General features: G+C 65.5%; 25 protein-coding genes. 10 read left to right on the forward strand and 15 right to left on the reverse strand.

All coding sequences use genetic code 11. The annotated features are described in order from the left end of the window. From HQ354_RS17665 to HQ354_RS17705, 9 genes are all read right to left on the reverse strand, one after another. Positions 1 to 585 (reverse strand): TerD family protein (locus tag HQ354_RS17665; protein WP_222654603.1); only part of this gene is annotated, 585 nt, incomplete at its 3' end. 101 nt (positions 586 to 686) lie between these two features. Next, positions 687 to 908 (reverse strand): helix-turn-helix transcriptional regulator, encoded by a 222-nt coding sequence (locus HQ354_RS17670; RefSeq protein ID WP_068430689.1) that lies wholly within the window; start codon positions 906 to 908, stop codon positions 687 to 689. Continuing rightward, positions 908 to 1,504: a hypothetical protein gene (locus tag HQ354_RS17675; RefSeq protein WP_084423979.1), complete on the reverse strand. Its 597-nt coding sequence runs from the start codon at positions 1,502 to 1,504 to the stop codon at positions 908 to 910. Before HQ354_RS17675 ends, HQ354_RS17670 begins: the two co-directional genes overlap by 1 nt. Before the next feature lie 64 nt (positions 1,505 to 1,568). Beyond that, positions 1,569 to 2,315, reverse strand: coding sequence for an ESX secretion-associated protein EspG (locus HQ354_RS17680; protein WP_068430692.1), 747 nt, complete (start codon positions 2,313 to 2,315; stop codon positions 1,569 to 1,571). Next, positions 2,312 to 3,787: a hypothetical protein gene (locus tag HQ354_RS17685; protein WP_068430694.1), complete on the reverse strand. Its 1,476-nt coding sequence runs from the start codon at positions 3,785 to 3,787 to the stop codon at positions 2,312 to 2,314. Before HQ354_RS17685 ends, HQ354_RS17680 begins: the two co-directional genes overlap by 4 nt. A 75-nt stretch (positions 3,788 to 3,862) precedes the next feature. After that, positions 3,863 to 4,693, reverse strand: coding sequence for an HAD family hydrolase (locus HQ354_RS17690; RefSeq protein ID WP_174551490.1), 831 nt, complete (start codon positions 4,691 to 4,693; stop codon positions 3,863 to 3,865). Further along, positions 4,690 to 7,023 carry a phosphoribosyltransferase gene (locus tag HQ354_RS17695; protein WP_222634500.1) on the reverse strand — a complete coding sequence of 778 codons (2,334 nt, stop codon included), beginning with the start codon at positions 7,021 to 7,023 and terminating at the stop codon, positions 4,690 to 4,692. Before HQ354_RS17695 ends, HQ354_RS17690 begins: the two co-directional genes overlap by 4 nt. After that, complete coding sequence (locus HQ354_RS17700; protein WP_068430697.1) at positions 7,020 to 8,177, reverse strand: HpcH/HpaI aldolase/citrate lyase family protein; 1,158 nt, start codon at positions 8,175 to 8,177, stop codon at positions 7,020 to 7,022. The genes HQ354_RS17695 and HQ354_RS17700 overlap by 4 nt, the downstream gene beginning before the upstream one ends. 59 nt (positions 8,178 to 8,236) lie before the next feature. Continuing rightward, positions 8,237 to 9,340, reverse strand: coding sequence for a hypothetical protein (locus HQ354_RS17705; RefSeq protein WP_068431020.1), 1,104 nt, complete (start codon positions 9,338 to 9,340; stop codon positions 8,237 to 8,239). A 233-nt stretch (positions 9,341 to 9,573) separates the two neighbouring features. Here HQ354_RS17705 and HQ354_RS17710 point away from each other — a divergent pair, with 233 nt between their 5' ends. Further along, positions 9,574 to 10,149: a TerD family protein gene (locus HQ354_RS17710; RefSeq protein ID WP_068430700.1), complete on the forward strand. Its 576-nt coding sequence runs from the start codon at positions 9,574 to 9,576 to the stop codon at positions 10,147 to 10,149. Between the two features lie 108 nt (positions 10,150 to 10,257). Continuing rightward, positions 10,258 to 11,355 carry a DUF475 domain-containing protein gene (locus tag HQ354_RS17715; RefSeq protein WP_068430703.1) on the forward strand — a complete coding sequence of 366 codons (1,098 nt, stop codon included), beginning with the start codon at positions 10,258 to 10,260 and terminating at the stop codon, positions 11,353 to 11,355. A gap of 3 nt (positions 11,356 to 11,358) precedes the next feature. Here the strand turns inward: HQ354_RS17715 and HQ354_RS17720 are convergent, their stop codons facing one another. Next, the gene (locus HQ354_RS17720; protein WP_347812639.1) at positions 11,359 to 11,658 is read right to left on the reverse strand and encodes a LuxR C-terminal-related transcriptional regulator; all 300 of its coding nucleotides are present in this window, start codon (positions 11,656 to 11,658) and stop codon (positions 11,359 to 11,361) included. 188 nt (positions 11,659 to 11,846) lie between these two features. On the opposite strand from HQ354_RS17720, the gene HQ354_RS17725 reads away from it, so the two are divergent. Then, complete coding sequence (locus HQ354_RS17725; protein ID WP_222634501.1) at positions 11,847 to 15,584, forward strand: helix-turn-helix domain-containing protein; 3,738 nt, start codon at positions 11,847 to 11,849, stop codon at positions 15,582 to 15,584. Positions 15,585 to 15,589: 5 nt separating this feature from the next. Here the strand turns inward: HQ354_RS17725 and HQ354_RS17730 are convergent, their stop codons facing one another. The 3 genes from HQ354_RS17730 to HQ354_RS17740 all read right to left on the reverse strand — a co-directional run bounded on the left by HQ354_RS17730 (position 15,590) and on the right by HQ354_RS17740 (position 18,259). Beyond that, the gene (locus tag HQ354_RS17730; protein ID WP_114330016.1) at positions 15,590 to 15,961 is read right to left on the reverse strand and encodes a response regulator transcription factor; all 372 of its coding nucleotides are present in this window, start codon (positions 15,959 to 15,961) and stop codon (positions 15,590 to 15,592) included. 141 nt (positions 15,962 to 16,102) lie between these two features. Beyond that, positions 16,103 to 16,798 (reverse strand): response regulator, encoded by a 696-nt coding sequence (locus HQ354_RS17735; protein WP_222634502.1) that lies wholly within the window; start codon positions 16,796 to 16,798, stop codon positions 16,103 to 16,105. Positions 16,799 to 16,894: 96 nt separating this feature from the next. Next, complete coding sequence (locus HQ354_RS17740; RefSeq protein ID WP_261768894.1) at positions 16,895 to 18,259, reverse strand: hypothetical protein; 1,365 nt, start codon at positions 18,257 to 18,259, stop codon at positions 16,895 to 16,897. Positions 18,260 to 18,421: 162 nt separating this feature from the next. Here HQ354_RS17740 and rpsF point away from each other — a divergent pair, with 162 nt between their 5' ends. The 6 genes from rpsF to dnaB all read left to right on the forward strand — a co-directional run bounded on the left by rpsF (position 18,422) and on the right by dnaB (position 24,910). Further along, a complete protein-coding gene (gene rpsF / locus HQ354_RS17745) occupies positions 18,422 to 18,709 on the forward strand; it encodes a 30S ribosomal protein S6 (RefSeq protein WP_068430711.1) in 288 nt (95 codons plus the stop codon). Between the two features lie 59 nt (positions 18,710 to 18,768). Then, positions 18,769 to 19,305, forward strand: coding sequence for a single-stranded DNA-binding protein (locus tag HQ354_RS17750; protein ID WP_068430714.1), 537 nt, complete (start codon positions 18,769 to 18,771; stop codon positions 19,303 to 19,305). A 44-nt stretch (positions 19,306 to 19,349) separates the two neighbouring features. After that, entirely contained in the window at positions 19,350 to 19,592 is a 243-nt protein-coding gene (rpsR, locus tag HQ354_RS17755; protein WP_019665161.1) for a 30S ribosomal protein S18, read from the forward strand. Positions 19,593 to 19,609: 17 nt separating this feature from the next. Continuing rightward, the gene (gene rplI / locus HQ354_RS17760; protein WP_068430717.1) at positions 19,610 to 20,065 is read left to right on the forward strand and encodes a 50S ribosomal protein L9; all 456 of its coding nucleotides are present in this window, start codon (positions 19,610 to 19,612) and stop codon (positions 20,063 to 20,065) included. 240 nt (positions 20,066 to 20,305) lie between these two features. Beyond that, the gene (locus HQ354_RS17765) at positions 20,306 to 22,555 is read left to right on the forward strand and encodes a bifunctional SulP family inorganic anion transporter/carbonic anhydrase (protein WP_222634503.1); all 2,250 of its coding nucleotides are present in this window, start codon (positions 20,306 to 20,308) and stop codon (positions 22,553 to 22,555) included. Between the two features lie 957 nt (positions 22,556 to 23,512). Beyond that, positions 23,513 to 24,910 (forward strand): replicative DNA helicase, encoded by a 1,398-nt coding sequence (dnaB, locus tag HQ354_RS17770; protein ID WP_084423983.1) that lies wholly within the window; start codon positions 23,513 to 23,515, stop codon positions 24,908 to 24,910. A gap of 98 nt (positions 24,911 to 25,008) precedes the next feature. Here dnaB and HQ354_RS17775 read toward each other — a convergent pair whose 3' ends face one another. Both HQ354_RS17775 and HQ354_RS17780 read right to left on the reverse strand, forming a co-directional pair. Further along, complete coding sequence (locus tag HQ354_RS17775; protein ID WP_222634504.1) at positions 25,009 to 25,560, reverse strand: hypothetical protein; 552 nt, start codon at positions 25,558 to 25,560, stop codon at positions 25,009 to 25,011. Between the two features lie 163 nt (positions 25,561 to 25,723). Beyond that, positions 25,724 to 26,347, reverse strand: coding sequence for an NAD(P)H-dependent oxidoreductase (locus HQ354_RS17780; protein WP_222634505.1), 624 nt, complete (start codon positions 26,345 to 26,347; stop codon positions 25,724 to 25,726). Between the two features lie 77 nt (positions 26,348 to 26,424). On the opposite strand from HQ354_RS17780, the gene HQ354_RS17785 reads away from it, so the two are divergent. Then, positions 26,425 to 27,000, forward strand: coding sequence for a TetR/AcrR family transcriptional regulator (locus HQ354_RS17785; protein ID WP_068430732.1), 576 nt, complete (start codon positions 26,425 to 26,427; stop codon positions 26,998 to 27,000).

Here is a 27,000-nt window from a genome sequence, read left to right on the forward strand (position 1 = left end):
CACCAAAGGCCAGAAGGTCACGCTGCGCAAGGACGGCGGCGTCGGCGCGGGGGTCGAGACCGGCTGCGCCGGCGCGGGTTGTGCGGCGGGCTCGTCGTCGACGCTGACTCCGTGATCGGTGACGAGGGCGGCGAATCCACCGGCATATCCCTGGCCGACGGCGCGGACCTTCCACGCGCCTGCGCGCCGATACACCTCGAGCGCGATGACGATGGATTCACTGCTCAGGCCGTCGACGGTGTAGTGGAACAGCGGCGTGCCCTGCCCGTCGGAGACGAACGCCGTAGGCGGCGCGGAACGACCGAAGTTGCTCGACGCGTCCTCCAGCGTGATGACGGCACGGATCTGCTCGATGTCCGCGGGGATCTGCGCCAGCGAGATGGCCAGCTGCGCGGGCTGTCCGGCTGCGCCGGGTACGAGGCGAACACCGGGTCCCTGCGGCTGGTTGAAGAACACGAAGTCGGCGTCGGAGCGGACTTTGCCGGTGGAGGTGACCAGCAGGGCCGACAGATCAGCGGGCGCGGTGAGCTGCACCGACACGATCACGTCACTGGCGGAGATCGGTCCGTTCTGTCCCTTCACCAAGGGCTGACCGGCGGGAGCAGACAATGTGTGTCCTTCGATTCGAGTGGGATAGCGGATGGCCTCTTCCAATGTACTGGGTCGATTTGTCCGATTGCTCGTGCTCAGTCGCGGACGGTGAACAGCTCGCCCGGGCTGCAGTTCAACACCCGACAGATGGCGGTCAGCGTCGAGAATCGAATTGCCTTGGCCCGGTCGTTCTTCAGGACCGAGAGATTCACGACGCTCACTCCGGCCAGACGTGACAGCTCGGCGAGCGTCATTCCGCGGTCGTCGAGAACCTCGCCGAGATGACAGGTGATCAAGTGGTCGGGGGCGTCACCCATCAGACGAGGCCCTGGGTATCCTCGGCCAATCGGGCGCCCTGCTGCATGGCGGCGAACACGATCTGGAGGAAGAACGCAATTCCGATCGCTGTCCAGACACCCACGGCCGAGCTCGCCGAGTCGAACGTATCCAGATCGAGTGCACCGATGACGGAATTCGTGCCGAGACGTCCGAAGATGCCCGGCACGATCGGGTAGGCGACGACCGCGACGCCCACCATGAGCAGGTTCGAGTTGGCGCGCTTCGTGAAGGGCTGCCCGGTCAGCACGTCGACGGTGAATCGGTAGAGAAACAGCAGGCCGAACAACAGTACGACCATCACGGCGATGGGCTGGGCGTATCCGCAGAAGGTGACGAACCCCTGCAGGTGGCCCAGATCCGACTTCGCGACGGTGATCTCCACGATGTTTCCCGGCGTGAACTCGGCGCCGAACATCGGGAGGGCGGGCTGCTTCTCCGATGCTTCGATGGTGGCGTCGACCGTGGACGAGCGGTGGAACTGTACGAGGTTCAGTACCGTCCAGATCGCGATTGCCGCGGCGAACCCCCATGCAAGCAGCTTGTTCTGGCGCACCGAGCCCAGCTGGTTCTTCACGATGCCTCCATATCGACGATCGATAACAACGACTATCGATAGGGTAACGAAAATCGATGGGGTGTCAACGGGTGACGTCGTCGACTGCGCGCCTCACCTCCCGTTCGAGATCCGCCGGGGAGGCGGGAAGAATGCTGACGATCGATCCGTGCCGGACGATGTAGCGTCCGTCGCCGTCGATGTCGATCCAGTGAAAGCCGGCTGCGGTGTCGTCGGGGCGTCCGTCGATCGACGCACCTCTGCAGATCAGAATTTCGCCCGCACTCGACTGGGGACGGCCGAGAAGTTGGTCGGCGCGCTCGCGGTCGGTTGTGCGCGTCGCAGCACGCATCATGGCCTCGTTCGAATCCGCTTGTCTCCGAGGCACGTCGAGCCGTGATGTGTCACCCGAACCGCAGACGGGGAGAGCCCCGAGGACGAGACGTGCCGCGTGACGACTGTCGACGAGGGTGACCGTCACGTCGTGTCCGGTCGCGTCGTCGACGCCGGGATCCTGGGCCAGGACGACGCCCACGTCGTGCTGCACTGTAGCGTGCGCGCGAACCTTCTCCGGCTCGGATCCACGCCGCCGGTGGTGACCGACGACCTCGATGCGGTACGTCGGATTTACGAGGACACGCAACGAGATTCGAAGATCGCCGTCGAGCGCGGACGCCGCCAGGACTTCGGCGTCGTGTTGTTGCCGGGCGTACTCCTCCGCCGACGCGACGAGCGGACGGAACTGAAGCGGAAACGGGAGCCTGTCCCGACCGACGCTGCGCATCAGGCTCCGGAACTCGAGGCCGCGAAAAACCCACTGCCGCTGTATCATTCGCCGAGCACCGGCGGCGCGACCAGGGGAAGGGTGCCGATCAGCTCGTCACCGTTGATCGCGTCGACAAGGTAGCCCGGAGTCTTGTGGACGTCGTCGCCGTCGGTGCCGCTTCTGCCCGCGCCGGGTGCCATCGCGCCCATGCCCGGTGCGCCGGGACGCCCCTGTGCCGTCGTCGCACCTGCGACGCCGCCTGCGCTGCCGCCCGTTCCGCTCGGGCCGCCCGACGGTGCGCCGCCGAGCGTCGACCCACCGATTGCCGATCCACCGAGAGACGAGCCACCACGCGGGCCTGCGCCGAAGCCGCCGGGTCCACCCATTCCGCCGGCGCCCGAACCGCCACCGAGGCGTCCATTGGATCGCGGAAAACCAGGTCCAGCCGCACCGGGTCCAGCTGCACCGCCCTGACCGCCGACCGGTGCACCGAGCATCGATCCGCCACCGGACGTGGAACCGCCACCGGGCATGGAACCGCCGCCAGCCCCGTTGCCGGCTGCAGAAGCCGTCGGCGCACCGAAGGCGGAGTCACCGGACGTCGGAGTCCAGCCTGCTGCCTGCGTCGTGGTTTCCTGGGGTGTCGACGGCGTCGTCGTCGCGGTCGACCCAGACCGACCATCGGGGTCGCTCTGCGGGCCGGTAAGTGAGCCGCCCGACGACGGCGTCCCTCCACCGGACCAGGTCGATCCCGAGGACCCGCCGTACGGAACGTAGTGCCCCGAACCCGAGCCCGAGCCACCCGCCTCGCCGCCGTTCAACGGATCGAGCGCCCGAGGGAGCACCGGAATACGGTCGCTCGCGTCGCGAATGGCTGGTTGGTACAGCGTTTTCATGATCGTACGAGCCTGTTCCTCGGCTTCGTCGCGCTCGAACTGGGAATTCTTCATCGAACCGGGGACGACGAGGTTGCCGACCGACGCGAACACGTCGAGGACGCGGTCGGTCTTCGAGATCGGTTGCGGCGCAGGCACGCTGCTCTTGGTGTCGGAGAGGGCGTCGTGTGCGGCGGCGATCGTACCCGAGAACGTGTGCGACGCGATCATCAGCTCGACGGCCGACACCGCGTAGCGCTGCACGCCCGCTCCGGCCGCCTCGGCAGCGGCACCCTGCCAGTCCTGGCCGATGACGTTGCCGATATCGGACGCGAACTGCCCGGCGTCCTTGGACGCGTTCCCCCCGATCGTGCGCCAGTTGTTCGCCATGTTCTGCAACGTGTCCGGGGTGAACTCGGATACCTTGCCGTAGATCTCGGCGTGGCTCATCGCGTCGAACACGTCGTCGGCCGCACCGCCGGGTCCGTCGTACCGAACGGCGTACCCGGCGCGCCTCGAGATGTCGGAGACCACGCCGTCGAGTCCCAGCGCGAGCCCCAACGGCAGCGGGGATCCGCCCTGCAGAACGGACGGAAGAGCGACGTCCAGCTTCTCCATCACGCCGGGTAGATCGGAGAGAACGAACTCCGGTTCCGGGCTCACAGGGACCCCCACGGCATGCCCGAACCGTCTACCTGCGTGTTCATCCGTATCCCCCCAGCTACGAACCGACCTCGACTACTTGGACGCACCTCCGACGCCCACGGTTCCGTCCTGTTCGACCAGTGCGTGCATCCACGCGAGTATCTGCTCGCTCGCCTTGCCGCCCGCCGCGTCCGTGACCTCGAGCCGCTCGTGTCGGAAGCCGAGGAGTTCGAGTTCGCCGTGCTTCGGCCGGATCGCCCGATCGGCGGCGATGAGCATCTCGGCGTCGAGGGCGCCGTCGCCTGCCGCGAGTGTGACGGCGTCGGCGTCGAGGGTTCCGTCGTCGATGCAGCGGGAGAGCACCTCTGCGACGGCTCGGCTCTTGCAGACGACGTCGGGCATCGTGTACACCTTGCGGCCCTGCTGCGAGACGTTCCATCCGCGTTCGGCACACCACGTCGACCAGTCGGCGAGGAAGTCCGCGGGCATCGATGCCGTGTCGACGACGAGGTAGCAGAACAGGTCGTCGGCAGTGCGACGCTTCAATACCCAGTCGCCGACGGCGCGGCGTTCCAGTTCGCCGCGCACACCGTCCAGGTCGACCGTCGAAAAGCTCTGGCGCCACGCCTGATCCGCTACGCCGTCGACGAGAATGTTGCCGCCGTTGCTGGTGATGGCGTATCGCCACGGCGCACCCGGTAGCGCGATCCGCTGGAATTGCTCGATGGTGCGCGTCGTCGTCGGCACCACGACGGCCCTGCGCGTCAGCGTCTCCAGGGACTCGGCGGCCACGTGTGTCATGTAGGACAGCGGAGCGCCGTCGTACATCTCGACACAGCGTACGGAATCGTCGACGGGGAACCCCAGTGCCGCAGCAGAATAGATCATCGTGCGGTCCAGGTCGACCGAGATCAGAACGCTCACGTGACGTCCTTGATCAATCCCATGCACGAGTACGCGAGATCCGGCACCTCGACGACGGGTACTCCGCGGGCAGCGGCGAGCATCCTGATGTGCTCGTGCTCCGGAGCGTCGATGTCACGCACCAGAATTCGCCAGGGAACGCGTCGGAGAAGTACCCGCGTCGTCTCCCCGACTCCCGGCTTGACGAAGTTGACGTGCGAGATTCCGAACTCGTCGCGCACCTTCTCCACCGATGCCCAGCCCGACCACGTCGGCGTGCGATCGGACGCGGTCACCGCGGCGACGGAGGCGGTGACATCGTCGCGTACGGCGTCGAACTGCGCGGCGACGGTATCGAGCAGGTGGTTGGACACGTCGTCGGGGGCGAGGTCCGCGTAGTACTTCGCCCCGTGGAACTCGCCGTCGCGAATCAGATCGCGGTTGAGGACGGTGCGTGAAACCAGTCCGGACACCGTCGAATTGAGGCATGCCGACGCGATCAGGAAGTCGTCACGCGTGCCGTAGGTGCGCGCGCACTGGCCCGGATCGGCGAGGACCGCGAGGTCGGGATCGAACCGCGGACCGTCGAACGCGTCGAGCGCCGCGGTCAGCTCACGAGCGATCGCCCCCTTACCGGTCCATCCGTCCACGAAGACGACCTTGCCCGGGTCGTGGTTGTCGGCGAGGTAACGCAGCGCAACGGAGTCGATTCCGCGGTCGCGGACGATCGACACCGCGTAGTGCGGCAACTCGAGTCCGTGCACCTGGTGTGCCCAGCGCCGCATCAGAATGCCGACAGGTGTTCCCGCCCGTGCCAGGGACGCGAGCACGACATCGTGGCCGCGCTCGGCCAGCACGATCTCGGTCACCGTTCCGACGGCGATCGCCAAGCGAGAAGCGCTCTCCTGCAGCACTTTCTCGAACAGCTCGCGGTAGGCGACATCGGGTTGGTACTCGATGGGGAGCGACTCGGCGTAGTGCGCGGTACCCGCTTGAATGTTCCTCTCGCGCTCGGTGATTCCTGCTTCGAGTTCGACGTGCGAGAGATCCTTCAGCAGCCAGGTGACCTCATGTGGTGCGTACGATCCGAACGCCGGCCCGGTCAACGGAACCGCGCGGCGTGATGCGGTGAGCGCCAACGGATCGGCCCCCGAGACCACCACGACCAGAACGTCGGATCCCGACGCCGCGAGAGTCCGTGCAGCTCCACCTTCGCCGAACAGGCGTTCCGTGTCCGCGGGATCGTCCACGACCAGGACCAGAATCGCGTCCTCGGGTCCCGACGCGTTGTAGACGTAGCGCGCCTCGGATTCCCCGTGCTCGGGGGCGATGAACTGGAAGCCGCGTCGCAGCGGGTAGTCGGGTCGATCGAGCACGTATGCCGGTGAGCGCGTGGTGGTCTGGAACAGCGCGGGATGTCCGCCCGCCCGCAGAATCGACGCCAACCGAAGCGGCAGGTACATCAATTCCTCGTGTCCGAGCACGACGATCGGCGCGCCCGGTGGTAGTGCCGCGTCGACCTGTGCGGCGACGCGGGCGATCGCCGCCTCGAACGCAGGCGTGTCGAAGGACAGGAAGCCGTGGCGGCCGCCGTCGGGAACCGCGTCGGGCCACTCCGCGTCGACGCGCGTGACGGTTCCGGCCTTGTCCGCGACGGGATTGAACTGCGGCTCGGGCAGCGCGGCGACGTCGTCGACGAGTGTGTCACCGAGGTCGACGCTGCCCTGAGCCAGGCTGACGCTGTCGATGACGACACCGAGTTCGGCTGCGACGGAATCGGACTGGGCACGGTGCTCGGGCGCACGCATGTCGACGAGCGACGCGATCACGTAGTGCTGCCGCGGCGTCGTCGCGTGCACCGAGCGGATCGCTTCCAGCGCGGTCTTGCCGGTCGAGATCTCGTCGTCGACGAGAACCAGCGGCAGCGGCACGTCCAGAACGTCCGCGGACGTCGGCAGCAGGCGGTGGTCCGTCGCGTGCGAGTGCCCCTCCTGGAACTCCCCGTACACCTCGATGCCGGGCACGTCTCGACGCGTCGAGTGCAGGTAGCAGTGGGCGTTCAGCCGAGCTGCGACGCCGTGGCCGAGACCGGTTGCCGTCTCGGCGAATCCGAGTACGACGACGTCGGATCCGCCGACGGCGTCGAGTACGAGAGTGCCGAGGCGATCGGCGGCCGCGGTGACGACCTCGGGATCCACCGGGATGTGCTTGCCGAGCACCTCCGACACGAGAAGATGTGCGCGCCTGGGGTTTCGACGCAACCCGGGCTGGACGAGTTGCTCCACCGTCCAGTCGGACGACGACCCGGTGCCGGTGACGACGACACCCGATGCCGGGTTGGGCGTCGTCATCGGCCCGCCAATGCCGTGAGCAGATCCACGAACGTGATCCCTTCGTTGGTGACGCCGAACGCATTCGCGCGCAGCATGGTCTGTCGGGCCCAATTGCGGTGTGGGCCGAGCTCGTTCATCTTGTTGCGGTATCCGGACGGGCGTACCCCGCCCGAGTTCGACTCGAGAATGTCGAGCGCGTCGTGATACTCCTCGTGCGTGACGGCCGACAGTGCGTGCACGGCAGGAACATGCGACGGATGTATGACGGTCTTGCCCTGGATTCCGTTGGCTCGATCGAGTGCGACCTCACGCAGCAGCCCGTCGAGGTCGCTGCTGACGAGTTGCTGACGGAACCGTACCGCTTCGTGTTCGACGAACGGCGTCTGCCGCAGCATCGGGCGGAACATGCGTTCGTGGTCGGCGAAGTACTCCCAGACCGGGCCGGTGATGACGAATCCCGAATCCCCCGAACGGCCGAGGTGATTGACGATGGCGCTGATCGCGTCGGCGACCACACGGACGTCGTAGATCGTCAGGTCGCGGTCGCGTCGGATGCCGAAGGTGCCGCACATGTCGGTGGCACCGATACGTACGGCGAGGATGCGGTCCCGGTGCGCGACGAGGAGTTCGCGAATCGCCATCAGTTCCGCGTCCCGTGTCTCGCGGAAGAGCACCTCCCTGGACTCAAGAACGGGCATGGCGAACAACCGCTTGCCGTGTACGTCGGAGGCTGCGGCGATCTCGTCGAGGAACGACGCGCCGCGTGCGGCCGTGAACTTCGGGACCACGAAGCCGGACAGCGCGCGGGCGCCGTGTGCGACCTCTTTGCTGATGCGTCGGATCTGTTCCGGTGTACGAGCCCTGACGAATACCAGCGAGCCCAGATCGTCGGAGAGGTGGAGCTCGTCGAGCGTCGCGACGGTGTTGCCGATGGCCTCTTCGAGATTGTCGTCGGCGACGGCGTCCTCGAGGTCGATCACCAACGAGCAGACGCCTTCCGTGCTGCGTTTGACGAGCGTGGCCGTCAGGTCCTGCCGTGTCGCAGGCATGTACAACGTGGCTCCGAGAGCCGTTGCGACACTGGCCAAGTCGCCGTTCGGGTCGACAGGCGACGGCGACCGGAAGAACAGCGCGGCCTGGGTGGCCGCGTCGAGGTGTCGAAAGTGTTGCACCGGATTCCTTAGAAGTTGTCGATCGGGTCCTGCCGCGGCAGGTGTTGCCGAGCCGGGTGTCATCGGGCGGAGGCTCGCATGCGGTCGATCACCCCGGCGATGAATCCGGAAATACTGTCCAGATCCTGCAGATACGACCAGTAGTCCGGGTGGGTTCCGGTCAACGCGGTGCTTGCTCGCTCGATCCGAGCCAGCTGAGCATCCAATACCGATCCCCACTCGGCAACCAGTCCGCGGTTGAGCGCCAATTGTTGGGCGTCTCGTAACTTGAAACGCACCGCTTGTTCTTTCTCTCGCGGGTTGGCTTTCACTGCACGAAGCAGGTCGACGCGGTCGGTCACCGCGTCGACGAGCTCCTCCGCGTCGCTCAGGTGTGCTCGCGCCTGCGTGATGTAGTCCAATGCTTGCTCGGGATTTCCGGAATCCGCCGCTGCACGGGCCGCCGACATGTCCTCGGCAGCTTGCTCGATGTGGCGATCGCTGGCCTTCTCGTTGCCGGACAGATCCGCCGAGCTGGCGACGTTGAACTCACGCAGCAGCGTCGAGAAGGCAGGTGCCAGGCGTTCGGAGCGTGTCCGGACGGCTTCGAGGCGCGTGCGCACCGAAGCGAGGGCCGAGCGTGCCTCGCGCTCACGTGCCGGGGCCGCGTCGATCGCCGCCTCCAGCGCACTCGAGGCATCACGGAGGTCGCTTGCAGCGGCGCGTGCACCGAGGGCGTTCTGCGACGCCATCGCTGCATCGAGAGCTGCGACGGCGGCGTCGACCGACGACCACGCCGCGCGGATCGACGGATAGCCGATGAATTTCTCGTCGGCATCGGCGACGGCCATCTGGGCCTTCTGTGCGAGGGCTTTCGCGTCCTGCGCCAGGCGCGGCGTGGCGGCGAGCATCGCCCGAGCCTGCTCGAGGTCGGTGCGGTGCGCCTCGTAAAACGCATCGACTGCTCGGCTCGCCTCACCGAGTGCGCGCGTCGCGTTGTCGAACGCAGCCTGCGCCGCTGGTGTGGCGACGCCGTCGAACTGGTCCATCGCGGCGAGATACGCCGCGCCGGCGTCGAAACACTTCTTCTGCGCGCCCGCCCACGCGGACGAGACGTCACGATCGGGCGTCAGTGCTTTGATGGCGTCGACGCCGGTCGACGCGATCGACTGTCGCTTGTCCATGTCGAGGAACGCGGCGACGGCGGTGTCCTGCGACGCGCGCGCGGCGGATTCGGCTCCCCCTCCGCGGCGAAAGGCCCCAGGCCAGCGACTTGTCACGAGCCCGATACTACTGACGGGAACTTCGGCGTGCGGTGCGCGCGTTGGCTGAGTACAACCGGATGAACTCGCACGAATCGGACACACGACCACTACGGTGAATGCCGTAGCGGAATCCACATCGAAAGGACTTCTCCATGGGCGTCAGCCTCAGCAAGGGCGGCAATGTCTCACTCACCAAGGCAGCTCCCAACCTGACCGCGGTCACGGTCGGTCTCGGCTGGGACATTCGTACGACGACCGGAACGGACTTCGACCTGGACGCCAGCGCCATCGCGCTGAGCACCGAGAAGAAGGCGTTGAGCGACCAGCACTTCGTGTTCTTCAACAACCTCAAGTCTCCCGACGGGTCCATCGAGCACACCGGTGACAACACCACCGGCGAGGGCGAGGGCGACGACGAGCAGATCAAGGTCGATCTGGCTGCTGTTCCGCCGAACGTCGATTCCATCACGTTCCCCGTCTCCATCTACGACGCCGATGCCCGCTCGCAGTCGTTCGGTCAGGTGCGCAACGCGTTCATCCGCGTCATCAACCAGGCCGACAACTCCGAGCTCGCTCGCTACGACCTCAGCGAGGACGCCTCGACCGAGACGGCCATGGTCTTCGGCGAGCTGTACCGCAACGGTGCCGAATGGAAGTTCCGCGCGGTCGGTCAGGGCTACGCCTCCGGACTCGCCGGAATCGCCCGCGACTTCGGAGTAAACGTCTAGTAAAGGCGTTCTCAAGATTGGGGATACCCCCGTTCCATCCTCCATGATGGGCGGGGGTTTTCCCGTTTCCTGACGTTCTTCACGATGGCAAGAGAAAGGCCACCGACAGTGGTTCTGCGAATATTCGGTTGGTCCATCGGAGTCACCCTCGTCTCGATGGTCGTGGCCTTCCTCTACGGTGGCTGGCAGGCGCTCTTCCTCGTCGCGATTCTGGGCGTCCTCGAAGTGTCTCTGTCGTTCGACAACGCCGTCATCAACGCGACCGTGCTGCGACGCATGAGCGAGTTCTGGCAGAAGATCTTCCTGACCATCGGCATCGTGATCGCCGTGTTCGGCATGCGCCTGTTGTTCCCGCTCGTCATCGTCTGGGCGGCGTCGGGCAAAGGGCCGGTCGAGGCTCTCGACCTGGCGCTCAACCCGCCGGCCGACGACGCCGCGTACTTCCCGGACGGCTCACCGAGTTACGAGACGCTGCTGACCGACGCGCACCCGCAGATCGCGGCGTTCGGCGGCATGTTCCTGCTGATGCTGTTCCTGAACTTCATCTTCGAGGACCGCGACATCACGTGGCTGAGCTGGCTCGAGAAGCCGCTCGCGCGCATCGGCCGTCTGGACCAGCTGTCCGTCGTCGTCGCAGGTCTGTTGCTGGTGCTCAGCGCCGAGTTCCTCGCCGAGGACGACAAGATCTCCACCGTCATGGTGTCGGGTGTGCTCGGCATGATCACCTACATCGCCGTCAACGGTCTCGGTGAACTGTTCCACGTGGACGAAGAGGGCGAAGAGTCCTCGGGCGGGCCGTCGAACCTCGCCAAGGCCACCGGCAAGGCGGGCTTCTTCCTGTTCCTCTACCTCGAGGTGCTGGACGCGTCGTTCTCGTTCGACGGCGTCATCGGCGCGTTCGCCATCACCGCGGACCCGATCATCATCGCGCTCGGCCTCGGCTTCATCGGTGCGATGTTCGTCCGTTCCATCACGGTCTACCTCGTCCGCAAGGGCACGTTGTCCGACTACGTCTACCTCGAGCACGGCGCACACTGGGCCATCGGTGCGCTGGCCGTCATCTTGCTGGTCTCGATCGGCGTGCACATCAACGAGATCATCACCGGTCTCGTCGGCGTCTTCTTCATCGGTGCGGCCTTCGTCAGCAGCATCATGCGCAACCGCAAGCTGGAATCGGAGGGCGTGGACACGCACACGCACGTCTAGACGTCACCAATCGTCGAGCTTGGTCAGGCCGTCCTGTAGCGCACGCGCGAACAGGGCGGCCTTCGTCGGTGCGGGACGCCCGACCGACAGATACTTCTGGCGAATGCGCGTCAGGTGCGTGTTGATGGTGCCTACGGAGATGTGCACCGATTTGGCCGCTTCGGGCTTCGAGTCCGACGCGAACCACGCGATCATGACTTCGACCTCGCGTGCGCTCAGCGGGGGCTTGCGATACAGGTGACCGTCCCGGTCCAGGGGCGAATCGTCATCGGAGGGTGGGTTCGGCGGACGTGGTGGGGTCATTACGTGTTCGACCTCCTTCGAGTGGGTTCGACGCCGGGTGTTCCCGGGCGCCGGCGTCCGACCGCCTGGTCTGATTTTGCACGGACAGCCGCTCGGTGTGCCACTTCGTCGCTCGAGTCCGTACAGGGTCAATACATCCGGTTGGGCGTTGACCTGGCGAAGAGCCGGTATTGCCCTATAGTTCGCGCATGAATACCGACCGCCCCGATCCCTCGGCGATAGTCACCAGGGCCGAGCTGGCAGCCGGACTTCGCGCTCTGCGCGAGCAGTCCGGTGTCACGTATCGCGAACTGGTCGAGCGCTCGGGCGGCCTGCACGGCACCGTCAGCGGATGGTTCTCCGGGCATCATGTGCCGGTGAAGGCCAGCTCGGAGATGTTCGACCGGGTACTTGCCGCATGCGGAGTGGACAGCAGAGCCGAGCGACAACGGTGGTGGGATGCCGTCGGGCGGGTCCGCTCGTCCCCGGGGCGGAAGCACTCGCGCAAGGGGCAGGCGCCGTACAAGGGTCTCGAAGCGTTCGGCGAGCAGGATCGTGAATGGTTCTTCGGCCGCGACGACGTCTCCGACACCCTCGTGGCGCGGGTCGACGCGCTCGCCGAGGCAGGCGGAGGCGTCGTCGTCGTGCTGGGGGCGTCGGGCTCCGGCAAATCCTCGTTGCTGCGTGCGGGCCTGGCGGGCGCCCGAGAAGGTGTCACGGTTCGTTCCGGTTTCGCAGGAGCGCGGGACTTCGTCGACACCGAGACGCACACTGCGGTCCTCGTATTCGACCAGATCGAGGAGCTGTGGACTCTCGCGACGGACGAGGAGAGAGCCGCGTTCCGTGGCGCTGTCCGACGGGTGCTCGACGGCTCGAATGCCGTGGTCGTGTTCGGTCTGCGCGCGGACTTCTATCAGAACGCCATCGGTGAAGACGTCTTCGTCCGAGGACTCGGTGACAGTCCTGTCGTCGTCGGGCGACTCGGTCAGAAGGAGGTGGCCGACGTCATCGTCGAGCCGGCGCGCAAGGCCGGCATGACCGTCGACGACGCACTTCTGCGTGCGCTGACCAAGGAGTTCGAGCCTCGTGGCTCGACGTTCGCACACGACCAGGGTGCGCTGCCGATGCTGTCGCACGCCCTTCTTTCGACGTGGCAGTTGGCCAAGGGGAACAGGCTGACGGTCGACGACTATCACGCCACCGGAGGACTCGCCGGTGCCGTGCAGCAGAGCGCCGAGACGGTCTTCGCGTCGTTGACACCCGCCCAGCAAGCACAGGCACGACGCATCTTCGTGCGGTTGGTCAACATCGACGGCGAGGTACTGACGCGTCGACGCGTGGCTCGTGCCGAGCTGTTCCACGGCGACGGCGTCGACGCCGATGTCGAGACGGTGTTGGAGGCGTTCACTGCGAGTCGTCTGCTGACGGTCGAGGAAGAAGCCGTGTCGGTCACCCACGAAGTGCTGCTTACGGCCTGGGACCGGATGCGGCTGTGGATCGCGGACGATCGGCAATGGTTGCTGACGCACAGGAGGCTCACCGACGCCGCGGTGTTGTGGGACGAGACCGGACGCGACACCGGGTCGGTTCTGTCCCGCAGCCGACTCGACGCCGTCGAGGACTCGCTGGCAGACGGTGACCACCGCGACGACCTGAATGCCGTCGAACGTGACTTCCTCGCCGCGAGCCGCGACCGGGTCGATCATTTCCGGTCGCAGCGTCGTCGTCGGCGGCGGGTGTTGGAGGGACTGGCTGCTGCCCTCGCCGTCGTCACCGTCGTCGCAGTCGGTTCCGCCGGCGTCGCCTTCTCCGCACGAGCAGACGCGGACCAACGACGTGCCGACGCGGAGTCTGCGCTGGCCGGACAGGTCGCCGGGACCGCAGAGCGACTCCGCGAGCTCGATCCGGGCCTGTCGGTACACCTTGCGCTCGCGGCGTACGAGACGAACCCGACCCAGGCTGCGCGCTCGGCGCTGCTCGACGCGTCGGCGATTCACGCGCCGGTGCGGCTCCCCGGCGTTCCCGGGCAATCGCGAGCGCGGATCGATTCGACCGGAACCGTGCTGGCAACGGCGGGCGCGGACGGCGTCGTGCGTCTGTGGTCGGTCGACGGGTCGACCGCGCAACCCCGCGGGACCATCACGCTGTCAGGACCGGGGTCGGCGACGGCGCTTGCCTTCGCGCCCCCGGAGCCGATCGTGGCCGTCGGAGGCGCGTCGGGCACGAGTCGGTGGGACGTCTCGGATCCGGATGCGCCCGTCGAGCTGGCTGCCGTGGACGATGCCCGGTCGAAGGTGCTGGCGTTCGACGCGGACGGTCGTGCGCTGGTCATGGTGTCCGCGCAGGGCGACGTGTCGTTGTGGGATGTGTCGGACCGTCGCGCACCTGCTCTCGTCGCGAATCCCGGGACGTCGGGCGCCGTCAACGCCGCCGCGTTCGCCCCCAGCGGTGCGCTGCTCGTGACCGCGGGCGTCGGGCGGTCGTTGCGGGTCTGGAACACAGCGGACCTGCGAGCGCCCGTCGTCGACGTGCCCGCCGACGGTTCGACGAACGACTATCTGTCGCTCGCGTTCGCGCCGGACGGCCGCACACTCGCCGCCGGGACGACCGGACGGGAGGTGGCGCGATGGGCCGTCGACGAGCGTGGTGGCCTCACGAGCAGGCCCGCGCTGACCGGGTTCACCAGCTACGTCAACGACGTCGCATTCAGCCCTGACGGTTTGGAGATCGCCGCGGTCAGCTCGGACAACTCGACACGGTCATGGGATGCCGTCACCGACGATCCGCGCGAGATTCTGCCTGGTCCGAGCCTGATCCTGTCGGTCGCCTACAGCCCGGACGGACAGCATCTGATCACCGCCGGGCAGGACGGGATAACCCGTCTGTGGCCCGTGCCGGGGCCGGTGATGAGTGGCCAGACCGACACCGTCTTCGTCAACCCGATCGACGGCAGCGGCACCCGCATCGTCGCAGGCGTCGGCGCACGTGGAGACGGATTGCGGTTGTGGGATGTCACAGATCCTGACCGACCGGTGTCTGCGGGACAGAATCTGACGTCGACCGTGCCCTTTGACCCACTGACGGGTGCCGCGGCCATCTCGTGGGACGGAACGGTGGTCGCGGGTGGCACCGCGTCGGGAGCCTTTCAGCTGTGGAACATCGAGAACCCGCGCAACCCGATCCCGCTGGGCGGGCCGCATCCCGCGGTCGCGACGCTCGTCGGAGCCGTTGCATTCTCGAGAAAGGGGGACCTGCTGGCAGTGTCACCGCAGAACTCGTCGGACATCTCGCTCTGGGATGTGAGAACACCGGACCGCCCGGTGCAGCTGGCCACGTTCGACGCAGGCAACAACCCGCAGGTCATGGCATTCAGTCCCGACGGTCGCGTGCTCGCCGTCCCTACCCTGGCCGACGTCGTCGAACTGTGGGATGTCACCGTGCCCGACACACCGAGGCGCACGACGACCTTGGAGGGATTCGACGACGATGCGACGACGGTCGCCTTCGACCCGAACGGGCGGATTCTGGCGGCGGGCAGCGCCGATCGGACGGTCCGGCTGTGGAACGTCGAGGATTCGTCGGCTCCCCGACACGTCGCGCGGATCCACGGTCCACGAGACGCCGTCTACTCCCTCTCCTTCGACCCGAGCGGTACGCGCCTCGCCGCCGGCGTGGGCGGTCGGTCGATGTGGATCTGGGACGTGGAGGATCCGTGGAATCCGGAGAGCTACGCGACGCTGACCGCCTACGGGGACCGAGTGAACGACGCCGTCTTCACGGCCGACGGCAACGCTGTCGTCGCCGGCGGACCGAAGCAGGATCTACGTGTGTGGAGAACCGATCCCGACGAAGTCGCCTCCCGCATCTGCGATGGCGGCGGCTTGTCGGTGACGCCCGACGAGTGGGAGCAGTACCTGCCCGGCTCGCCGTACCGCGAATTGTGTTGAGAGCCTTACAGATCCGCGATGTCGATGAGGCCGTCCTGCAGAGCGCGGGCGACGAGGGCGGCCTTCGTGGACGCGGGACGGCCGACGGCTGCGTACTTGGCGCGGATACGCGTCAGGTGCGTGTTGATGGTTCCGAGGGACAGGAACAACGACTTCGCCACCGCGGTCTTCGAGTCGCAGCGGATCCAGCCCGTCAGAACCTGAACTTCGCGGTCCGTCAGGATCGGCCTGGGCAGAAAAGGTCCGGTCGCAGGTGTGGTCGGGGGCAGCTGAACGGGCGGTGGGACGAGGCTCATGGTGCGCCGCGTCGACAGTTCGACGACGGGTCCGACCGCGCTCGACGGACGTACCACTGCGGCTTCGAAGCTAGCTGACATGAGATTCTCCCCGGGTTCCAAATGTTGTGGCAATGCACAACCAAAGCTGAAACTAAATCTTCACAGCTGGCGACCGGACTGTCCTGCCCTGAAAACTAGGGGCATTGAACCGACAACCTTTTCGCCCGCCGGCGCAGGCCGTCAGCTGTGTGGATGCACTTCCGGCATCGGCAGCCAGCCGTCCTCGACGGCGCGCTTGTACAGATCGGTCTTGGTCGGAGCCGGTCGGCCCGCCTCGGCGTACTTGTTGCGAATTCGAACGAGGTAGTCGTTGACGGTCTGCTCCGACAACCCCGCGAGCCGGGCGACGCGGCCCGCCTTCTCGCCCGACGCGTACAGGGCCAGGACTTCGCGCTGACGAGGACTGAGTCCGACGTCGGGAAGCTGCGGATCACCGTCGATGGCCGCGGCCCAGTCGGTGGTGACGACCTGACCGCCATCGGCTGCGCGTCGAATCGCGGAGACGATCGCCGCGGCCGGTTCGGACTTGCGGACGACCCCGAGCACACCCGCGCGTGCGGCGGAACGGACGAGGAACGGGTTCTCGGCGCTGGTGTAGACGAGTACCTGCATCCCGCAGGCGTGCAGCTTCTCGACGTTCGCGCGGGGCGACGACCCGTCGCCGAGACGAAGATCGAGAACGACCAGATCGAGAACCCGAGTCTGGACGAGGAGTTCGTCGACGGTGGGGGCGACGGCCACCAGGTCGAGATCGGACTCGTCGGCAAGGATCGCTCGCAGTCCCATCGCAACGGATTCGTGGTCTTCGACGAGACCGATCCTGCGTAACGCGACGCCGTCCGCCGACGTCGTCGATTCCCCCGTGCCGAAAGTCATGTCCTGCCCCTGTTTCACCCGATGGGCAGCAATCGATCCGCCCGCCCGACTAGTCGACGGAACGCAGTAGTTCGTTACGGATCGAAAGTGAGATCTTCAGGAGGTGGCAGACGCCGGGGTCGACTCGATCTCCGGAGCGGGCGGCGGTGACGTGGTCGGGGCGCCGTCGAATCTGAGCCGGGCGCGGGCGAAGAGGAAGAAGAGGACGACGAGCAGACCGGCCCGTCCCCAGACGCCGACCTCGACGAAGAACTGTTCGGTGGTGGCATCGGAGCCTGCTGCCAGGGCCGCGAAGTACTTGAAGACGCCGATTCCCATCGACAGGTCCGCGACGAGATAGGCGACGACGACGCCCCACGGAACCCGCAGCAGGACGAAGAACGGCACGAGCCACAGCGTGTACTGCGGTGAGTGCACCTTGTGAAACAGCAGGAAGCCGCAGAGCATGGATCCGCTCACCGCGATCCAGGGGTACATGCCGTCGAGCCGAGCTCGGCGCAGCCCGAGTATCAGCGCGAGTCCGAACGCCGCGAACACCAGCAGCGGCGACAGGATGTCGACGGTGTTCTGAAAGCTCGCTTCCGCGTGTTCGTAGTCGTCCGCGGTCATCGAATCGGTGATGTAGAAGTGCCGCACACCCCAGTACCAGATCGAGTTCGTCGTGATGTCGGCCCGCCTGAGGGACTGGAAGACGAACGACGCACGCCACCCTTCGTAACCGCCGAGAGCAAAGGGCAGATTGATCGCGACGACCGTCGCTGCTGCTGCGCCGAGCACGGCGAGCCCGCCGCGGAAGTCCCATCGCCCGCGGCCACCCTCGTAGACGACGTACGCGGCGAGCGGGAGTACGAACGCGCCTGGATAGAGCTTGAGGCAGAAACCGATCGCGAGCAGCACCGACGCGAGCACCGCACGGGTTCGCAGCGGCAGCCGCGACGCCATCACGAAGACCGCTCCGACGGCTGCGGCGACGACCGGGAGCTCCCAGTTGTGGAAGGCGTACATGACGAGCGGTGGACCCGCCGACCACAGGAACGCGGCCCGGCCGGCGAGGCGTCCGAGCATCCACGCCGTGAGAAGACCGAACGGCGCGAGCAGCAGCGCGGACCACAGCAGGAACTCGGCGTCGGTGTGCGACGGGATCGCACCGAGCCACATCAGGACGCCACTGAGTACCGGGTATTCGACGGTCCCTCCCGTCAGCACACCGCTCGACGTGATCGCGCCGTCGAGGTAGGGAAAGATGTGGTTGTTTATGTCCCGGCCCAGCCACAGGAACTGGATGTCCGAGTAGCAGACCGAACTGTCCTTGATCGCATCGAACGCGGTACTGCGGCCGTCGTCGTCGAACGGTGCCAACGCGCAGCGGGCCTTGTTCAGATAGCCGAGGATCAACGTGAACGCACACAGCGTCACCACGGCGATCATCGTCGCCGGTGAGGTGCGCACCCCTGATCGCATGGAGCAAGACTATGTCGCCGACGGCCCGGCATCGGTACCGTCATCTGATTTCGCAGGTCAGGAGCTGCTCGTGTACCCTCCAAGGGTTGCTGACGCAACGACCCTCCTGCCACGGATAGTCCGTGGCCGTTTTCACTAGTCCACAGGAGGTGATGAGGTCTTATGCGTCATTACGAATTGATGGTCATTCTGGACCCCAGTCTGGACGAGCGCACGGTCGCTCCGTCACTGGATACGTTCCTCAATGTCGTTCGCAAGGACGGCGGCAGCGTCGACAAGGTCGACGTCTGGGGCAAGCGTCGTCTGGCCTACGAGATCGCCAAGCATGCCGAGGGCATCTACGCCGTTGTGAACCTCAACGCCGAGCCCGCCACTGTCAGCGAACTCGACCGTCAGCTCGGACTCAACGAGTCCGTTCTGCGTACGAAGGTCCTGCGACAGGGCAAGTGATTGTCGTTGCCCGCCTCTAGGCTGGCATCAACAAACGACTTTCTACTGAAAGAGGAACCATGGCAGGCGAGACCGTCATCACCGTCATCGGCAATTTGACGGCAGATCCCGAACTTCGTTTCACCCCGGCCGGTGCGGCCGTGGCCAACTTCACCGTTGCGTCCACCCCGCGCACGTTCGACCGTCAGACCAACGAATGGAAAGACGGCGACGCACTCTTCATGCGCTGCAACATCTGGCGTGAAGCTGCGGAGAACGTGGCCGAGAGCTTGACCCGTGGCTCGCGAGTCATCGTGAGCGGCCGGCTCAGGCAGCGTTCGTACGAAACGCGTGAAGGCGAGAAGCGGACTGTCGTCGAACTCGAAGTCGACGAGATCGGTCCCTCCCTGCGCTACGCCACCGCGAAGGTCAACAAGGCCAATCGCGGAGGCGGCGGCGGGGGTGGCTTCGGTGGTTCCTCGGGTGGATCGGGCGGCGGCCGTTCCAACTCCAACTCGGGATCGAACTCCGGTGGAGACGACCCGTGGGGCAGCGCCCCGCAGGTGTCGGGCTCCTTCGGTGGGTCGCGTGGTGGGGACGACGAGCCTCCGTTCTAGATCCTTCGCGATCGAGAACAACCAGACGTAACGGAGAAAGACCCATGCCGAAACCGCCATTGCGCGACAAGGTGCTCAAGAAGAAGGCGTGTTCCTTCTGCAAGGAAAAGAACACGCAGATCGATTACAAGGACACGACGCTGCTGCGTAAGTACGTCAGCGACCGCGGCAAGATCCGCGCGCGTCGAGTCACCGGCAACTGCGTCCAGCATCAGCGTGACGTGGCCGTTGCCGTGAAGAACTCGCGTGAGGTAGCTCTGCTCCCTTACGCCGCGACGGCTCGATAAGAAAGGGGCGATCACTCATGAAGCTGATCCTCACCGCTGATGTGGACAACCTCGGTGCGCCCGGCGACACCGTGGAGGTCAAGGACGGCTACGGCCGTAACTTCCTGCTGCCCCGCGGCCTGGCCATCCCGGCCACCCGTGGCGCTCAGAAGCAGGTCGAAGGCATCCGCCGCGCTCAGGAAGCTCGCGCCGTTCGCGGCCTCGAGCACGCCAACGAGCTGAAGCAGGCCATCGAAGGGCTCGAGTCCGTGTCGCTGTCGGTCAAGACCGCAGGCGATTCCGGCAAGCTGTTCGGCTCGGTCACCGCGTCGGACGTCGCTTCTGCCATCAAGGCAGCGGGCGGCCCCGTCGTCGACAAGCGCAGCATCGATCTGCCGAAGGCTCATATCAAGGCAACGGGCAAGCACGACGTCGTCGTGAACCTGCACCCCGATGTGGCTGCCAAGTTCAAGCTCGAGGTCGTCGGAGCCTGATTCCGGCTTCCGGCCCACTACGGCTGAAGAAAGCCCCACGAAACACTGTTTCGTGGGGCTTTTTTCGTGCCTTGTCACAAGAATGAAGTGCTGCAAACGATTTCATCTGTGAAGCAGGTCTCATGGGGGGCGGTCGGTGTCCGTTTTGCGTACTGTCGGTTACTGGGCGACACACGAACAGACAACTACGACAAGACACGCACATGACCGATCGACGTCTAGACGCCCGGAGGACCTGCCGTGACAACGACAGTGGACAAGGATTCAGCAGGGGCTGAATCATCGAAGAAGGATTCCGAGCAGACGTCTCGGGTCAGGGGAATTCTCAGGTACGACGTTCCAGCGTCGTTGGTCGTTTTCCTTGTGGCAGTACCGCTTTCGATCGGCATCGCAGTCGCGTCGGGAGCACCCATCATGGCCGGCCTCATCGCCGCGGTCATCGGTGGCATTCTCGCAGGCGCACTGGGTGGTTCGGCATTGCAGGTCAGCGGTCCTGCGGCCGGACTCACCGTGGTGGTAGCCGAACTGGTCAACCAATTCGGTTGGGCAGTAACATGTCTCATCACCGTCGGGGCCGGTGCAGTCCAGATCCTGTTGGGACTCAGCAGGATCGCACGACATGCACTCGCAATCTCTCCGGTGGTGGTGCACGCGATGCTCGCCGGGATCGGTGTCACCATTGCGCTGCAACAGATTCACGTCCTCCTCGGCGGGGAATCCGAGAGTTCCGCAGTGGAGAACCTGCTCGCCATTCCGACGTCCGTCGCCGACGGTCAGTGGCCGTCCATCTTGGTCGGCGGCGTCGTCGTCGCGCTGATGCTGATCTGGCCCCGACTCCCCGGTGGGGCGTCGAAGGTGCCCGCCGCGCTCGTCGCTGTCGTCACGGCAACCGCGATCTCGGTGTTCATGGATCTCGACGTCGAACGAATCGACCTGCCCGGCAACCTGATCGAGGCACTGGCACTGCCGGCCATCCCGGACGGCGAGTGGGCGGGCATCGCGACGGGTGTCCTCACGATCGCGTTGATCGCCAGCGTCGAGAGCCTGCTGTCCGCGGTTGCGATCGACAAGATGCACACCGGCCCGCGCACCAACTTCGACCGAGAACTACTCGGCCAGGGTACGGCCAACATGGTCTCCGGTGTCGCGGGTGGTCTACCGGTCACCGGCGTGATCGTCCGCAGCGCCAGTAATGTCAAGGCAGGAGCCAAGTCTCGCGCCTCTGCGGTTCTTCACGGCGTGTGGATTCTGATCTTCTCGGTGCTGTTCATCTCGGTGGTGGAGCTGGTGCCGTTCGCCGCGCTCGCCGGTCTGTTGGTGATGATCGGTGTCCAGCTGATCAAGTTGGCGGACATCAAGATTGCGCGTAAGACGGGTGACATCGCCGTGTACGCGGTCACTGTCGTCGGCGTCGTCGTACTGAATCTGCTCGAAGGCGTGCTGATCGGACTCGCGCTCGCGATCTTCCTCGTACTGCGTCGCGTCGTCTGGGCCAACGTGCATGCCGACGAGACCGTCGACGGTACGTGGCGAGTGCACATGCAGGGCTCGCTGAGCTTCCTGTCGTTGCCGCGTCTGACGCACGTGCTGTCGTCGGTTCCCGCCGGCACCAAGGTGCACATGGAACTCGCCGTCGACTTCCTGGATCACGCTGTGCACGATCAGTTGCAGGAATGGATTCGGCAGCACGAGCTCGGTGGCGGAACCGTCTGCATCGAAGAGAACGGGTCGGCCTCGTTGGCTGCGGCAACGGAGGGGCCGCCGAAGCGTGGCCTCGGAGCGGTCCGCGGTTCGCTGGCGCCGTGGTCGGCATGGCAGCTCAAGAGCGACACCGTCGCCGACGATCATCCGCCTGCTCTACGGCCGGTGCTGTCCGGCGTGGCCGAATATCACCGCACGCATGCCGAGGCGATCAAGCCGCACCTCGAAGGGCTGGAGGAGTTCCAGGATCCCGACACGTTCTTCCTGTGCTGCGTCGATTCACGGGTCATGCCGAACACCATCACGAGCAGTGGCCCCGGTGATCTCTTCACCGTCCGCAACATGGGCAACATGATCCCGGCGCAGGGGCAGGACACGTCCGTGGAGGCTGCGCTGGCGTACGGCGTCGACGTCCTGGGCACCAGCTCGGTCGTCGTGTGTGGACATTCGGGCTGTGGAGCGATGAAGGCCGTCATGGCTGGTCCTGAGAAGGCCGGCGACGAGCGCGTCGGCGAATGGTTGGAACACGGCCTGGCGAGTCTCGAGGCGTATCGGAGCGGCCACCCCGTCGGTCGTGCGGCCGAGGAACTCGGCTTCTCCGAGGGCGATCAGCTGGCGATGGTCAACGTGGCCGTGCAGCTGCAGACATTGACGCGGCACCGCGTCGTCGGCAAAGCGTCGGCCGAGGGCAGGTTGCGGGTGACCGGACTGTTCTTCGACATCCCGTCGGCCCGCGTTCTTCAGATCGGCACGAAGGACATCACCGTCCTCGACGGGCCCACGGACTAGGGGCTGATCGAGGGGTTGATCGAAACCCGCGTCTCGGATCCGTCCGCGGCGCGGGTTTCGCCGTTGCTGGGCCGCTGTCTGCGCGGGTTGCAGTGTGTGCGCGGGTTGTAACGTGCGCGGCTGCTGGAAGGTGCGCGGTTGGGTGGGGTGCGCGGGGCTGGGTCGCTGTCTGCGCGGGTTGCAGTGTGTGCGCGGGTTGTAACGTGCGCGGCTGCTGGAAGGTGCGCGGTTGGGTGGGGTGCGCGGGCTGGGCCGCTGTCTGCGCGGGTTGCAGTGTGTGCGCGGGTTGCAACGTGCGCGGCTGCTGAAAGGTGCGCAGTTGGGTGGGGTGCGCGGGGCTGGGTGGTCGTGTGCGCGGGTTGCAGTGTGTGCGCGGGTTGCATCGTGCGCGGCTGCTGAATGGTGCACAAATACGAGGGACGCGCGGCCGCAAAATCAGAGGCCGAACGTCCGCAATGTCGAGGACCGAATGGTCTGTATCTACCGCCGAGTAGGGAAACCGGGTCGTTTGCCGGGATTTGTGAGTGTTCCCAGGCACTGTGACCGGATTCACTCTCCAGTTCACTTGCCATTTACTCAACACGCCCGAGTTGTCAAACTCGGGCGACACGCCGGGTGATAATTCATACACAGGACAGAAAGTTTCTGCACAGTGCCTACGCAGCGGATATACCACCTGGGAGCGAAGTTATACCCAGGTTGTCCCCAGATGGTCAACACAGTTGTTCAACGCTATCCACATTCGATCCACAGATTCATCCACAGCCCGTGTTGTGACGCGAGACGAGACCACATAACGTGCCTCCAGCGTGTCTCCGCGGCCCGGTTGGGCGTGAACGGCGGCGGGGACGTCTCGGCATCTACGGGGGTGTCGGTGTGCCGATGTACAACTTGTTCCGACGGGTCGCGAAGTGGTAGCGGCCGGCGGTGTGCGATGGGAAGGACGGTCGAGTTCGCGTGGCAGTTGTGGACGATCGAGGGCAGCCCGACTACTCCTCCGAACCACCCCCCAGCGAAGCGCCCGGTGAGGATTTCGGTCGACAGCCTCCACAGGACATGGCGGCGGAGCAGTCCGTCCTCGGCGGCATGCTGCTGAGCAAGGACGCCATTGCGGACGTTCTCGAGGTGCTTCGACCGGGTGACTTCTACCGCCCGGCTCACCAGAGCATCTACGACGCCATCCTCGACCTCTACAGCCGCGGTGAGCCCGCCGACCCGGTGACGGTGTCGGCCGAGCTCGATCGTCGCGGTGAGCTCAAGCGCATCGGTGGTCCGCCGTACTTGATCACCTTGACGCAGACGGTGCCGACGGCAGCCAACGCCGGCTTCTACGCCGAGATCGTCGGCGAGAAGTCGATCCTGCGCCGTCTGGTGCAAGCAGGCACTCGCATCGTGCAGTTCGGTTATGCGGGCTCGGACGGTCAGGATGTCGCCGAGGTCGTCGACCGTGCGCAGGCCGAGGTGTACGAGGTCACCGAGCGTCGTACCGCCGAGGACTTCCTGCCTCTGGAAGAGCTGCTGCAGCCGACGATGGACGAGATCGACTCCATCGCCAGCCGCGGCGGCATCTCGCTCGGTGTGCCAACCGGATTCGCGGAGCTCGACGAAATCACCAACGGTCTTCACGCAGGTCAGATGATCATCGTGGCGGCTCGTCCTGGTGTAGGTAAGTCTACCCTAAGTATGGATTTCATGCGTTCGTGCTCGATCAAGCATGGACTGCCGAGCGTCATTTTCTCCCTGGAGATGAGCCGCACCGAGATCGTGATGCGTCTGCTGTCTGCAGAGGCGAAGATCAAGCTCGGCGACATGCGTTCGGGCAAGATGACCGACGACGACTGGACACGGTTGGCGCGTCGTATGAGCGAGATCAGCGAGGCGCCGCTGTTCGTCGACGACTCCCCCAACCTGACGATGATGGAGATTCGTGCGAAGGCGCGTCGCCTGAAGCAGCGTCACGGGCTGAAACTCGTTGTGGTGGACTACCTTCAGCTGATGTCGTCGGGCAAGAAGGTCGAATCACGTCAGCAGGAGGTCTCGGACTTCTCTCGTCAGCTGAAGCTTCTCGCCAAGGAGTTGGAAGTGCCGGTGGTCGCGGTCTGTCAGCTCAACCGTGGTCCCGAGCAGCGCACCGACAAGAAGCCCATGGTGTCCGACCTCCGTGAGTCCGGATCGCTCGAGCAGGACGCCGACATGGTCATCCTGTTGCACCGTCCCGACGCGATCGAGCGTGACGACCCGCGTGGCGGCGAGGCCGACTTGATCCTCGGCAAGCACCGAAACGGTCCGACCGCGACCATCACCGTGGCGCACCAGTTGCACCTGTCGCGGTTCGTCGATATGGCGCGGGGTTAGGTTCTACCCCGCCGCTGATTCCGTCGAGGCACCGAACCCGAATACGGATCGAATCGCCGAAGCGGGCCCGGAAATTACCGGGCCCGCTTCGGTACGTATTAGGCGAGGGGGCAACCGACGTTGTAATCCCAGTCGGTGCCACCGGGGCCGGTGACCTTCACGAGCACCGAGCTTTCTGCTCCCGGCGGAAGGTTGATGACAGTCCCGCCGGTGCCCTCGTTGATGTCGTCGCCGATCGGTCCGGTGCTGAAGACGAGAGCTCCCTGATAGAAGACGTCGATGACGTCCGGGATGTCGTACGTCTCCCATGAGATCCCGAACGACAGTGGTCCGCTGCGTCCCAGGTCGTGGTTCGTCTGGGTGATGCCGGGCCCGCCGGCGATGGTGGCGTTGTTGCAGAATTGGCGTGGCGCAGCCGATCCCGACCCGGGAAGGCTGTTGAAGATCGAGATGCCTTCGTCGAATATTCGACGTGCACCTCCGCGAATATCGCCGTCCAGGATGCTGCTGCCGGCGTCGAGGAAGGCGCTGCCACTGTTCACTGCGCCTTCAGCGCTGCCGGTAGTGATGTCCGCGCTGCCCGGAATGGGCTGAGCCGCAGCGACTCCCGGTGCGAGTAACGCCAGTGACGCCGTTGCTGCGGCAGTCATTGCTACGAGATTCGTCGTCCAATCAACATGATCTACTCCGACTCAGGGGTGAGGGCAGGGTCGGAAATCATGATGGCAGCGACGATGCGTCCGGAATATCCTCCGATCGGCTGTCCGTCGATGGATATACAGGCGAGTGTGTTCGCGGGCCTTGTCGTCGCCGTCAGGAACCGGACGCGGCGCCTACGATTGTGCGACTATGCACAGACGACGCGACCTGCATCGCGACTTCCCGAACCTCCGCAGCCAACACGTCGGCCGGCTTGGTGTCCGACTCGTGCAACACGGTCGTCGAACCGACTGTCGCACCGCAGTATTCGATGATTCCCCGTTCCATCTGGATTCGGATGGCGTCGTGGATGTCGTGCCGACGGAAGCTGTCGGCGTCGTCGCCCGCAACCGGGACAAGGTGGATTGTCAAGCGTCCCAGCCTCTTCTCGAAGCTGCTACCCGGTGTGTAGTCGAATGCCCACCCGTTCACGAACACCCGGTCGATCCACCCCTTGAGAAGGGCGGGGAACGACCACCAGTACATCGGGAACACCAGCACGAGATGGTCGGCACGATCAATGCGTTCCTGTTCTGCAGCAACGGCTTTCGGCGTCGAACTTTTGCCCCGGTAGAAGTCGAGGTCACTGGAATCGAACCTCGGATCGAATCCTTCGGCAGCAAGATCCGCGAGTTCGACGCCTCCTCCCGCGGCGCGCAGGGCGTCGGCTGTCGCGTGTGCGACGTGGTGGGTCAACGAGTTCGGGTCGGCATGGGACACCACGACAAGGCTGTTCATGAGAAGTCCTTTCGGAGGCGAATACGCTATGTACCAACGGTAGGTTACTATCGGTACATAGCGCAAGGAGGTGTCCGATGGTGAGAACGCGATTGTCGCGTGCCGAGAGGTACGACCAGCTGATCGACGTGTCGTGGGCGTTGGTGCGGGAGGAAGGCGCCGACGCCCTGACGCTCGGCCGGTTGGCAGAGCGCGCAGGCGTTGCGAAACCTGTTGTGTACAGCCATTTCGCGTCGCGCGCCGCCCTTCTGGCCGACCTGTACACCGAGTTCGACGACCGGCAGGCTGCCATGCTCGAGCAGTATCTGGCCGACAGTGACGCAACGCTGTCCGGGCGCGCTGCTGCGATCGCGAACTCGTACGTCGGATGCACCCTCGCGCAGGGGCGGGAGCTGACGGGGGTTCTCGCCGCGCTGGAGGGCTCGCCCGAGCTCGAACAGGTCAAGCGGACGGCCGAGGAGAAGTACTCGAACCGTTGCCGCGAACTTCTGGAGCCGTTCGCCGGTCCCGCGGGAGTCACGCAACCGTCGATGACCGCAATCTTCGGTGCCGCCGAGGCGCTGTCCCGCGCGGCCGCGGCGGACGCACTGGAACCGAACCAGGCCCGGGCTGAACTGTCGTCGTTGATCGAGGCGATGGTCGGCCGCGTCTAG

The organism is Rhodococcus sp. BP-261, assembly GCF_019835205.1.
GTDB classification, from domain to species: domain Bacteria; phylum Actinomycetota; class Actinomycetes; order Mycobacteriales; family Mycobacteriaceae; genus Rhodococcoides; species Rhodococcoides kyotonensis_B.

Excerpts from the sequence above, each read along its gene's own strand:
- HQ354_RS17670 (WP_068430689.1), bottom strand. The coding sequence starts at position 908 with ATGGGTGACGCCCCCGACCACTTGATCACCTGTCATCTCGGCGAGGTT.
- HQ354_RS17680 (WP_068430692.1), bottom strand. The coding sequence starts at position 2,315 with ATGATACAGCGGCAGTGGGTTTTTCGCGGCCTCGAGTTCCGGAGCCTG.
- HQ354_RS17695 (WP_222634500.1), bottom strand. The coding sequence starts at position 7,023 with ATGACGACGCCCAACCCGGCATCGGGTGTCGTCGTCACCGGCACCGGG.
- HQ354_RS17705 (WP_068431020.1), bottom strand. The coding sequence starts at position 9,340 with ATGGACAAGCGACAGTCGATCGCGTCGACCGGCGTCGACGCCATCAAA.
- HQ354_RS17710 (WP_068430700.1), top strand. The coding sequence starts at position 9,574 with ATGGGCGTCAGCCTCAGCAAGGGCGGCAATGTCTCACTCACCAAGGCA.
- HQ354_RS17720 (WP_347812639.1), bottom strand. The coding sequence starts at position 11,658 with ATGACCCCACCACGTCCGCCGAACCCACCCTCCGATGACGATTCGCCC.
- HQ354_RS17725 (WP_222634501.1), top strand. The coding sequence starts at position 11,847 with ATGAATACCGACCGCCCCGATCCCTCGGCGATAGTCACCAGGGCCGAG.
- HQ354_RS17730 (WP_114330016.1), bottom strand. The coding sequence starts at position 15,961 with ATGTCAGCTAGCTTCGAAGCCGCAGTGGTACGTCCGTCGAGCGCGGTC.
- HQ354_RS17735 (WP_222634502.1), bottom strand. The coding sequence starts at position 16,798 with ATGACTTTCGGCACGGGGGAATCGACGACGTCGGCGGACGGCGTCGCG.
- HQ354_RS17740 (WP_261768894.1), bottom strand. The coding sequence starts at position 18,259 with ATGCGATCAGGGGTGCGCACCTCACCGGCGACGATGATCGCCGTGGTG.
- rpsF (WP_068430711.1), top strand. The coding sequence starts at position 18,422 with ATGCGTCATTACGAATTGATGGTCATTCTGGACCCCAGTCTGGACGAG.
- HQ354_RS17750 (WP_068430714.1), top strand. The coding sequence starts at position 18,769 with ATGGCAGGCGAGACCGTCATCACCGTCATCGGCAATTTGACGGCAGAT.
- rpsR (WP_019665161.1), top strand. The coding sequence starts at position 19,350 with ATGCCGAAACCGCCATTGCGCGACAAGGTGCTCAAGAAGAAGGCGTGT.
- rplI (WP_068430717.1), top strand. The coding sequence starts at position 19,610 with ATGAAGCTGATCCTCACCGCTGATGTGGACAACCTCGGTGCGCCCGGC.
- HQ354_RS17775 (WP_222634504.1), bottom strand. The coding sequence starts at position 25,560 with ATGACTGCCGCAGCAACGGCGTCACTGGCGTTACTCGCACCGGGAGTC.
- HQ354_RS17780 (WP_222634505.1), bottom strand. The coding sequence starts at position 26,347 with ATGAACAGCCTTGTCGTGGTGTCCCATGCCGACCCGAACTCGTTGACC.
- HQ354_RS17785 (WP_068430732.1), top strand. The coding sequence starts at position 26,425 with ATGGTGAGAACGCGATTGTCGCGTGCCGAGAGGTACGACCAGCTGATC.